The sequence below is a fragment of the Moorena sp. SIO2C4 genome (genome assembly GCF_010672485.1).
Classification (GTDB): Bacteria; Cyanobacteriota; Cyanobacteriia; order Cyanobacteriales; family Coleofasciculaceae; genus Moorena; species Moorena producens.
In genome coordinates, this window is the sequence record NZ_JAAHGN010000147.1 from 1 (window position 1) to 10,413 (window position 10,413).

Genomic DNA, 10,413 nt, shown 5'->3' on the forward strand with positions numbered 1-10,413 from the left:
CGTCGTTCGCACAGCGTGGCCAAACGCGCACGCGTGGCCGTTCGCGTAGCGTGGCCAAAAGGCCAAAAGGCCAAGGCCAAAGCCTGTGCCACAAAGCTGTTCGCGCAGCGTGAGCCTTTAGCTCACCGCTGACCGCTGACCGCTGAATGCTTATCCCGATTCCCGATTCCCTACTCCCGATTCCCGATTCCCGATTCCCTACTCCCGATTCCCTACTCCCATCAAATTTGATACTACCCACAGATCCTCTGGGCGGTCAACATCAGTAAGCTCGGAAAGCATCCCGATAGTTAGGTTAAGACTGTTAGCAATATCCACGGTTTGCTGCAAAACCTCAGATGTTCCCCAATTCACTCCCACAAACAACTCTGGAATCAATCGACTTAGACCAACCAGATAGTAGCCGCCATCCTTAGCTGCTCCAAGTACTAAATCATGATTGTCTAGAGCCTCAAATGCCTGATTCATCACCGAACTATTCAAATCGGGGCAATCAATACCAATTATCACAACTTTGGTCATGCTTTCCGCAAACGATAACTGAAATGCCGTTGTGATTCGCTTGCCCAAATCCCCATCACTCTGAGGTTTATAGACCAGATTTGAGCCTAACCAATTCTCCATTAGCTGTTGATTACCACCAGCAAAATGGATTTCTACAGACACAGGGCGACCAGTTGTAAATTCCTTGACCTGGGCAACAGTGTGTTCCGTCATGCGACGTTGAAGCTTTGCCGCACCATCCGCTCCTAGAGCTGGTATCATCCGGGTTTTAGTCTTTCCCGGCTCTGGATAGCGGCTGAAAATAATTAAGCGTTCTGTCAGTATCATTATATGAAGGGAATAGGGAGTAGGGAATAGGGAGTCGGGAGTCGGGAGTCGGGAATCGGGAGTCGGGATTAGGGGACAATAATTATCACAATTACTACACCGATTTTTAAGCACCTACACAGAATTAATTACCTATTGCAAATCTCTGTAACCCTTACCCTGCAAAGCTTTTTTTTTGTAAAATGTGTAAGTAATTTTGTGTACCTACTTATAGCATTTTGAGTTTAGTTATTAACATAGTCGCGCTTGGGAAAGGCAAGAGGCAAGAGGCAAGAGTAAAGAAAGTATATAGGTATTTTTGGTAAGGTCAAAAATGCTCATCATTTGATAGCTGATAGCTGTTCGCGTAGCGTGCGCGTAGCGCTAATCGCTGTTCGCTGATAGCTGATAGCTGATAGCTGATAGCTTACATCCCTATTTTTTCCAAAACTTCTTGGGCAAGAGACCGAAATTCTTCTGAAGCCATACAATATGGTTTATAATCCAACACAGACACAGGAGACGGTATATCCTGATTGTCTACTTTTTCAACTTGTTCAGCACACTTTGCCAAATCATCTCGATCGAAAATAACACTCTTCATGACATCAAAGCCATAGCGGTCGGAAATTGCTTTGATCCGTTTTGGCAAGGTATGCTGTATGAACATGTTATTGGTTGCTATTTTACAAGGCAACACTCCCAAGACGTTAAGGGGCGGCTTAATTTGGATTTGTTTTCTATAGCCATTAATCGCTCTGATAAAATCTTTGACATTCAGTAAGCCTTGATTAGAAAAAGGCTTGAGGTCTGAAGGAATGATTAAAAAGTCAGCAGTGATTAAAGCAATTCTAGCATATAAATTCCAAGAGGGAGGGGTATCAATAATTACCACATCATAGTAATTTTTAACATCGTCTAGTTTATCAATCAGCATGAGCAGGCTAAAATCAAGCTGATTCATATCAAGCTCATATTTCATCAGATCAATGTGAGCAGGAACCACATCAATTTCTGGATTGCTGAATTCAGATTTTCTAGCTACTTCCGAGATTGAGAAGAATTCTTCAGATTGCAAAACATGGAGAATATTACACTCTTTGATATCATCAAAGGCTTCGTCATGAAATTTAACCAGTCCGGTAGCAAAGGTAGCATTCGCTTGGCTATCAAGATCGATGATCAGCACTTTTTTGCGGTTTTTTCGGATAGCTGCCCCTAGGTTAACCACCGTTGTGGTTTTCCCGACGCCGCCTTTGTTATGGTATACTGCAATGACCTTCACGTTATGTTACCTCTTTTTGTCAAAACTGGGATACACCATTTCTATAGTCAATATGAAAGGCGGTGTTGGCAAGACTACCACCACCGTCAACCTTGCTACCTGTCTTGCCAAAGATTATGGCATGCGAGTATTAATCGTTGATCTCGATACCCAGATTAATGCTACCCTAAGCCTGATGCCTCCAGTGCAATTTGCTAAACTCAAGAAGGAGGACCGAACCTTAAAAAAAATAATTAATCAAGTGATTCAGTCACCCACTCAGGCATATATTCCCGTTGAACAAGCGATTCAGCGCAATATTTGTCGAGTGGATGGACTAGATTTATTGCCAGGGGATATCGAAACCTACAATGATTTTCTATTGGCTGCATTGCTGTTTTCTCAGTCAAAGGATAATCCCCAAGAGTTTGAAAACAACTGGAATCAGCTAGAAAATTATTTAATTAAGCGTGCCCTTGAGCCAGTTCAACAAACCTACGATTTTATTCTATTGGATTTCCCTCCAAGTGAGAATATTATCACTCGTAGCGGAATTATTGCTAGTGATTTTTATCTCATTCCTGCCAAACCTGAACCTTTATCAGTGGTTGGGATTGGCATCCTCGAAGAAGGTCAGATCAAAAAGCTGGTACAAAGCGATCGCTCTGGGATAACCCTGATTGGGATTCTGTTTTTCTCCCTTGGTCACGCCACCAATATGGCGACACAAGTCAAGAACCGATTGACCGATAATTTTGGGAAAGACAAAATTTTTACTATAGAAATTCCCAGGAATGTTGCGGTTGCCAAAGCCGTGGATGAGTTTCGACCTGTGGTCGTCAATGAACCCCAAGCACCAGGAGCCAAAGCCTTTACTCAATTCACTCAAGAATTTATCCAAAAATTATCGAATATTATAACAAATAAATCTAAGAACTAGTTGAGCAGGAGGGTGGAATCGGGAATCGGGAATCGGGAATCGGGAATCGGGAATCGGGAATCGGGAATCGGGAATCGGGAGTGCGTAGGGTGCGTAGGGTGCGTTAGGGGCGGGCTTGCCCTCATGTTCATCCTCGAGCGCAAGTGTTAGGTTGCTGCCCGTAACGCACCACCGGGTCAAACTACATTTTTGCTCATTTTTGAGGAAATTGGGAATTTAGGAGCAAGGCCAAAATAATGATTAAATCTTGGATGGTAATTGCAGCGGTAACCCTGCTAGTAGCATTCGCTGGTAACTTAATCACCAGACCGGCAGGAGTCAGATGGTTCTATCGCCTACGTCGTCCGGAATGGCTCACCTTCGAGGGAGCAATTCCCCTAATCTGGATAACTATCTTTATTTGCGGTGGTTGGTCAGCGTATATAGTTTGGGAGCATGACCCAGGTAGCGGAAGCACCTGGTTGCTGATGGGTTTATATCTACTACTAGAAATCATCACCATGGCTTATACACCAGTGATGTTTCTGTTTCGTAGCCTCACCGTTGGCACCATTATTGGTGGCACAGGTGCCTTATTAAGTCTTATCCTGGGTTTACTGATTTATCCCGTATCCCTGGTGGCGTTTTTGTTACTACTTCCCTACATAATTTGGAGTCCGATTGGTACCTACACCACCTGGGAAATGAGGCGACTTAATCCAGGGGCAGCATAATTTATTTGTAAGCATTCAGCCGTCAGCCGTCAGCCGTCAGGTGACGTAACAGAGTATTTTTTTTAATTGTAGTAGGGTGGGCAAAAACAGTTTGGTTAAAATGAGTCTTCTAGATCAGATTACTTTGCCCACCCTACTTGAATTGGGATTTTTTTTAATTGTAGTAGGGTGGGCAAAAACAGTTTGGTTCAAAGGAGTCTTCTAGATCAGATTACTTTGCCCACCCTACTTGAATTGGGATTTTTTTTTACACGCAAGTTTCTTAATTTCATTGTCCTAGAGCTCAGTAATCATCCGTTCCATAAACAGTTTTGCCATCAGGCATCACAGCAAATTGTAAATCAGCGCCTTTTAGATTAGTACCCTTTAATACCGCATCTTGCAAATTGGCGTAACGCAAATTCGCTTTATAAAGGTTAGCACCAGTGAGATTAGCCTCCCTCAAAATGGCACCATAAATACTAGCATGACTCAAGTCAGCATGCTCCATATTGGCACCAGTCAAGTCAGCTTCTCGAAGCTCAGTACGATTAAGAATAGCAGTACTTAAATCAGCATTAGCCAATCGGATATTGAGGAGATTAGCATCACTGAGATCAGCACCTTTCAAGTTAGTATCTTTAAAGTCAGCGCCATCTAAGTCAGCAGAGGTTAACTTCGCGTTTTCAAAACGAGCACCAATCACTTTGGCATCTTTGAGATTAGCGTTCTCTAGGTTACTATCGGATAAGTTAGCTTGGCTAAAGTCAGCTCTGCTAAAGTCAACTCCACTTAAGTCAAGTCCACTCAAATCAATACCCATCAGATCACACTCTACACAGGTCTTGGTTTTTAACATTAACTCAAGCACTTTTGTCTTGGCTTTTGGATGTTGAATGGTCTTACTGGAGTTATCATTAGTTTTTAGGGATATGCTAACCTGTTGCTGAGATGATAGATGAAGAGCAATTGCTATAGTTGCCGCTAAGACCACAGCGATGATTAAAGATAGTTTAATGTTCATAAGCAAAAGCTTGCCCAGATTGACCTGAGAGTCGCACTCTACTTAGAGAGATACAAGAGATTATTCGCCCCTACCGGAATAAAAGTTTAAACTTTTGTATATAGCAATAGCAGCTGTTTGCTGGAATAAGAGTAGAGGCTTTGGCAGAAAGGCGCGATAATAGAGCTAGTTTACCGTTTGCTTGTTGTCACCCTATGCTCCCTGGGTAGACTATAGGGTGTAGCCTATAAAAAAATAGTTACTAAAAAATTAATTTAATTATACCATGAAATCACATTGCACGACAGCGTAAAAATTGGAATCAGGCTATGCTGCTAAAAGCTGCCATCATAGATTACAGCATGGCCAACTAGATGGCAGTTAGATGAAATCTTAAAAGTTACCCACCAAAGCGCGGAATTTAAGGATTAAGGAAGTTCCATTATGTTAGTTTGTCCCCAGTGTCAGTTCGAGAACCCAAATACCAACAAGTTTTGTCAACGATGTGGAACTTCCCTAACCGATAAAAGTTGTCATGAATGCGCTAGCCAAGTGCCCCTAAATGCTGAAACTTGTCACAACTGCGGTGCCTTCACAGGAACGGTTTGGAGGGCAATTATTTCTAAGCAGCAAAATTCGGCAAGGTCCCCCCAGTATTCTCCTCAAACTCCGGTTGAGGTGTCAGACTCCTCAGCTGAGCAGGCTACGGCAGTAGCGGTCTCCCAACCAGAGTCTGACCAGACCGAGAGGGAACTAACCCAGCCAGCATCATTCCTAGAAACAACACAAGAGTGGCTAACTAAATCGGATACTATACTAACAGAGCCAGGGGATGATGGCACCTTGTCCCAAGCATCAACAGTCTTCGCTGATCAAGCATCGATAAACAACAGAAGTGGCTGTGATCAAGTGGAACTAGAATCATCAGAGGAGCCATTACTAGAGATTAGCCCAATACAGAAGAAACCTCAATCTACTGAAGCTTCGAGCTGGTCAATTCCTAATCTCGAAAACCCAACTTCAGAGACAGCAACAATTGTCTATCTAGACCAGGGTAAGCGTTACAGAGTACTAGAACCTGATCAACTCTATCAGATCGGGGAAAGTAAGACAACAGATGATAGTATCTTTGTCACAGTTTTGGACTGCCAACCGTTACAAAAGTCTCCCCTAGAAGCCCTGATTAATCAAACAAAATTGTCTCCAGAGAAATTTGATCTATCCACAACCCTAGAGCAGCCAAAACCTTCCTCGAAAGAAAACGTAGACGTTTGGAAAGTCCTAGATATCCCACAGAGTGCTAAACCCTATTTGGCTCTCAAGGACTTATGTTACCCTAGCGTGCCAGAAATTCATGATGTTTGGCAGCAAAATGGTAAGGCGATAATCCTGCTAGAAAACCGTTCAGAATGGCAGTTACTGAGTAAGTTGTGGGGGTCCGAAGAGTTTTCTAAACTGCAAATCCTATACTGGCTCGATGAAATGGCAAAGCTTTGGCAAGCTCTAGAGCCTTGGCATTGTCGTCAGAGTCTGTTGGAACTGACGAATCTCCGGGTGGATGAAGACCAAGCACTAGGTTTGGAGCGTCTATATCCCGACAGGGAGGAAAATCCCCTAACCCTAGAGGATTTGGGACAACTGTGGCAACGATTATTTAACGAGTCCCAGCGAACTCAATTTACCTCCTTGTCAACGGTTGTCCGGCAGTTGTGTACAAAGGAAATTGAAACCATTGAGGAATTGCGATCGCATCTGCAAGCCATTGCTCACGAACAAGAATCTGACCCATACGAATCCGGTATGGAATTAACTGAGGCTGTAGTCTCAGAAATGGCAACGGCAGACACTCAACCTCCTGATAGCCAGGAATTATTGTCTGATCTACCAGGAATTGAGCAACAAGGGGATGACATGCCAACGGTACTGTTGCCAATGAGCTTGCAGAGTCTCGATGATCTCGGTATTACAGATATTGGTCATCAAAGAGATCATAATGAGGATTGTTTTGGCATCGAGACCCAACTCAAAAAGCAGGAAAATCCCATTGGTCGAACTATACAAGCTCGTGGTTTATATATTCTCTGCGATGGCATGGGAGGGCATGCGGCTGGGGAAGTAGCCAGTTCTATGGCAGTAGAGGTACTCCAGAATTACTTTAAACAAAATTGGCAAGACGAGTTTCCCACAGAAGATAGTCTCAGGAAATCGGTCTATGTAACAAATCAAGCGATTTTCGATATCAACCAACAAAATGCTCGCTCTGGCAGCGGTCGAATGGGTACGACTCTAGTCATGATGTTGATTCAAAATACCAAGGTAGGGATTGTCCATGTCGGAGATAGTCGGGTCTATCGTCTAACTCGCAAACGAGGCTTAGAGCAAATCACTATAGACCACGAGGTGGGTCAACGAGAAATCCAGCACGGAGTAGATCCAGAGCTCGCTTACTCTCGCCCTGATGCCTATCAACTAACTCAAGCCCTTGGACCGCGCAGTGAGCAATTCCTAAATCCTGATGTGCAATTCATAGATATCGCAGAAGATACTATATTCTTACTTTGTTCTGATGGTTTGTCAGATAATGACCTGTTGGAAAATTACTGGCAAACTCACTTAGCGCCTTTACTAAGTTCCCGAGCTAGCCTCGATCAGGGTCTGGTTAACTTGATTGAGCTGGCAAATGAGCATAATGGTCACGACAACATTACACTAATCCTAGTTCGGGTGAAGGTGCGACCAAACTTGGCTCAACCAACATTAAATTAGGTGATTAGTTGTATGTGATTAGTGATTAGCTAGGTGATTAGTGATTAGCTAGGTGATTAGTAGCTGCCAGTAGATTCTGGTTAGTCACTTTGGACAAAGGACAAAACCGACAAAGGATAAAACCCACAAAGGATAAAACCCACAAAGGACTTTGGACAAAGGACAACTGACTATGGTCACACTGACCCTATTAGATCCGTTAAGCCCCACTCCAGTGCAGCAGTGGAGCTTTCAGAGCAAATCTACGATTCGCATTGGTCGTGCTCCTGATAATGATGTGATTGTCGATGACCCGATCGTGTCACGACATCACCTGGAACTCAGGGCTAGTGCTTCCCCATCGGGTCCGATGTGGCAGTTGGTCAATCAGGGTGCCAATGGCACCTTCCTCAATGGTGTCTTGGTTTCCCAGGGGGTGCTGCCGGAAAAGGCTCTGATTCAGCTAGCCCAGAAAGGTCCGAGGCTGCAATTCCAAGTTCAAACCCAGCAACTCCCTTCCCTAGCACCCTTGCCCTTGACTGAGACTACTAAGCCATGCCAACACCAAGGCAATGCACCAGGCAATTTGTTCTGTATTCACTGTGGTCAACCCTTGGTGCCAGTCGAGGGAGTCATTCGCAACTACCATGTTTTGCGGACATTGGGACAGGGGGGAATGGGAACCACTTATCTTGCCTGGGACAAAGTTAACAGCAAGGATGGATACCCACTCCTACTAGTACTGAAGGAAATGAATGCTGACATGGCTCAAATTTCCAAGGCTCAAGAACTGTTTGAACGAGAGGCTCGCACCCTAAAAACCCTGAATCATCCCGGAATTCCCCAGTATTACGACTTTTTTGTGGAAGGGGGGAAAAAATACTTAGCCATGGCTCTGATCCACGGTGAAGATTTAGAAAAACGTGTCTTGAGCACTGGACCAGTCACCTTGCCCCAGGCAGTAGAGTGGATGATTCAGACTTGCGATATCTTAGACTACATCCACGACCGCCAGCCGCCTCTAATCCACCGAGACGTTAAGCCCGCGAATTTGATGGTGCGCCATCGAGATAACCGAATTGTGATGTTGGATTTCGGTGCTGTTAAAGAAATTGGCACAATACCAGGCACACGGATTGGTGCCGAGGGATATAGTGCTCCTGAACAAGACCGAGGTCAGCCTTGCACTCAATCGGATCTTTACGCCATTGGCCCAACTCTCATATTTCTGCTCACCGGGGAAGCTCCTCTAAAGTATTATCAAAGGCGTAGTTCAGGATATCGGTTTGATGTATCAGGCGTTCCCACTGTTACTCCCCAATTAAGGAAAGTGATTGAGCGGGTTTGTCAACCAAGGGCTTGCGATCGCTACCAAACGGCAAAAGAACTGATGCAGGCTTTGGTTGCTTGTATTTAGGAGTCGGCGAAGCATGAATATGAGCAGAAATTTCACGGGCATAATTTGGCGATCGCTAGTGATTAGGATAAGGGGGATAAGGGAATAAAGAAAGGATATACTCACCCTACCCGCGCTGTCTCCTCATCCATGACCAAGCTCCACCTATTGAAGCGTGGACGCCAAATGGGAGCGAAACAAGTCAGATCAAGTCCGGTTAATTACTTCTAAAAATGGTTGATCCCCGTTGTTCGCCTTTTGTTAATTGTCAATTTTGAATTGTTAATAGCTAATTGTTAATAGCCAATTAACCACTGACAACTTTCAATTGTCAATTTTCATATAGACGAACAACAGAGATAGATAAGTACTTAACCTGAAACAGGATCAGATCATTCTTCGTCCCAGGCTTCCACAGCTAGTAAGTCACTGATCGGGTCTTGCATGGTAAACCCGAATTCAGTAAGTTCCTGTTTCCAGTAGGACCATTCGTCCCCATAGAGCAGGGCAATTTTCCAAAGGCTGTCACTGGGTTTAATAATTTTGGATTCCGCCAGTGAACGCACATGGCGTTGCAACTTCACCATGGGGTGAGTAACTGTTTGAGTCATACTCTAAAATCTCTAAATCAATTCTGTTGTTAGATTGGCTTTTGCGAATACCTGAACTACAATGCTTCCCCTTTGCGGTAATGCGCCGATCTGTAGAGTTTTGTACGGCAAGGAAGCCCCTCTATACTCTTGTAGCGCAATCGGATGCATTTAAGCAAGCCCGATCTGGGTAAATGTACGGGAATCCCTACTTTAACGCGAACCATAGACACTTAGCCAAGCCGCGAGAAGCCCCGCGCTCTACCCGATAGGGTGAGCGTCGTATGGGAAGCGCGGGGCAAGGGTCGGAACGTCGAAATGCCAATGTAATATACTAGGAATAGTAGGGAAAACAAATTAAGAGCTAACCGCCACCTACTAACAGCAACCTTGAAAACCACCGAATATGGGGTTCCATCCCGAAAAAAACTTGATAGTTTGAGTTATCTGTGGATGGGTAAAATTTCATAGGTGCTCGCACCTTGAGCCCATTAAATTCGCTCAAGGTGCTCGCCTGCAGTACTTTGGTTCTAGAACTTTTTGTATTGTTCCGGGGGGTCGGGGCATCCCGGAGACGAAACCGATAGATAGGGTCGCCTATAAAGGCGAGCTGGCTATGCAGAAAAGGGTTAAAACTCATGAAATAAGGCGACCCTATCCTTACGGTAACTTCTGACCGTGTTGTTAATAAAGTAACCCGTGTATCCGTTCGCGCAGCGTCGGCGAAAGCCGATACCGTTGGGTGGAGTTGGTAAGAAGCCCGCGCTGTCCCGTTAGGGCAGCGTCGGGAGTATGTCACTCAGGTTATGATAGTACCTATAGCCCAAGGAATTTAGAGCCAATTACAGCTTTTCAATGACCCAACCACCACACCTTGCCCCCTATGGTTCCTGGAAATCCCCTATTAGCGCTGACATGATTGTTCAAAGCAGCGTTAGGTTGGGCAGCATTGCCCTTGATCAAAAGGATGTTT

The 10,413-nt window shown here is 44.6% G+C and carries 9 protein-coding genes and 1 pseudogene; 4 read left to right on the forward strand and 6 right to left on the reverse strand.

Annotated elements, in window-relative coordinates; all coding sequences use genetic code 11:
* The 3 genes and pseudogenes from F6K20_RS10655 to F6K20_RS10665 all read right to left on the reverse strand — a co-directional run.
* Positions 1 to 241, reverse strand: a pseudogene (locus F6K20_RS10655) (hypothetical protein); the annotation flags it as partial.
* Complete coding sequence (locus F6K20_RS10660; protein ID WP_008181716.1) at positions 199 to 831, reverse strand: TIGR04282 family arsenosugar biosynthesis glycosyltransferase; 633 nt, start codon at positions 829 to 831, stop codon at positions 199 to 201. The gene F6K20_RS10660 and the pseudogene F6K20_RS10655, both read right to left, overlap by 43 nt.
* A 406-nt stretch (positions 832 to 1,237) precedes the next feature.
* Positions 1,238 to 2,095, reverse strand: a complete 858-nt coding sequence (locus F6K20_RS10665) for a ParA family protein (protein ID WP_008181714.1) — start codon at positions 2,093 to 2,095, stop codon at positions 1,238 to 1,240.
* A 25-nt stretch (positions 2,096 to 2,120) separates the two neighbouring features.
* Here F6K20_RS10665 and F6K20_RS10670 point away from each other — a divergent pair, with 25 nt between their 5' ends.
* Entirely contained in the window at positions 2,121 to 3,014 is an 894-nt protein-coding gene (locus F6K20_RS10670; protein ID WP_044492539.1) for a ParA family protein, read from the forward strand.
* On the opposite strand, the gene F6K20_RS10675 is transcribed toward F6K20_RS10670, so the two are convergent.
* Positions 3,011 to 3,139 carry a hypothetical protein gene (locus F6K20_RS10675; RefSeq protein ID WP_267872002.1) on the reverse strand — a complete coding sequence of 43 codons (129 nt, stop codon included), beginning with the start codon at positions 3,137 to 3,139 and terminating at the stop codon, positions 3,011 to 3,013. The genes F6K20_RS10670 and F6K20_RS10675 overlap by 4 nt on opposite strands.
* 111 nt (positions 3,140 to 3,250) lie before the next feature.
* On the opposite strand from F6K20_RS10675, the gene F6K20_RS10680 reads away from it, so the two are divergent.
* On the forward strand, positions 3,251 to 3,727 hold the full coding sequence (locus F6K20_RS10680) for a TspO/MBR family protein (RefSeq protein WP_287294631.1): 477 nt from the start codon (positions 3,251 to 3,253) through the stop codon (positions 3,725 to 3,727).
* Between the two features lie 283 nt (positions 3,728 to 4,010).
* Here the strand turns inward: F6K20_RS10680 and F6K20_RS10685 are convergent, their stop codons facing one another.
* Positions 4,011 to 4,730, reverse strand: coding sequence for a pentapeptide repeat-containing protein (locus F6K20_RS10685; protein WP_008181704.1), 720 nt, complete (start codon positions 4,728 to 4,730; stop codon positions 4,011 to 4,013).
* A gap of 423 nt (positions 4,731 to 5,153) precedes the next feature.
* Here F6K20_RS10685 and F6K20_RS10690 point away from each other — a divergent pair, with 423 nt between their 5' ends.
* Both F6K20_RS10690 and F6K20_RS10695 read left to right on the forward strand, forming a co-directional pair.
* Entirely contained in the window at positions 5,154 to 7,475 is a 2,322-nt protein-coding gene (locus F6K20_RS10690; RefSeq protein ID WP_287265743.1) for a serine/threonine phosphatase, read from the forward strand.
* A 172-nt stretch (positions 7,476 to 7,647) separates the two neighbouring features.
* Positions 7,648 to 8,871, forward strand: a complete 1,224-nt coding sequence (locus tag F6K20_RS10695; RefSeq protein ID WP_044492517.1) for a protein kinase domain-containing protein — start codon at positions 7,648 to 7,650, stop codon at positions 8,869 to 8,871.
* A 371-nt stretch (positions 8,872 to 9,242) separates the two neighbouring features.
* On the opposite strand, the gene F6K20_RS10700 is transcribed toward F6K20_RS10695, so the two are convergent.
* Positions 9,243 to 9,461 (reverse strand): DUF4327 family protein, encoded by a 219-nt coding sequence (locus F6K20_RS10700; protein WP_008181701.1) that lies wholly within the window; start codon positions 9,459 to 9,461, stop codon positions 9,243 to 9,245.
* Positions 9,462 to 10,413 lie beyond the last annotated feature (952 nt).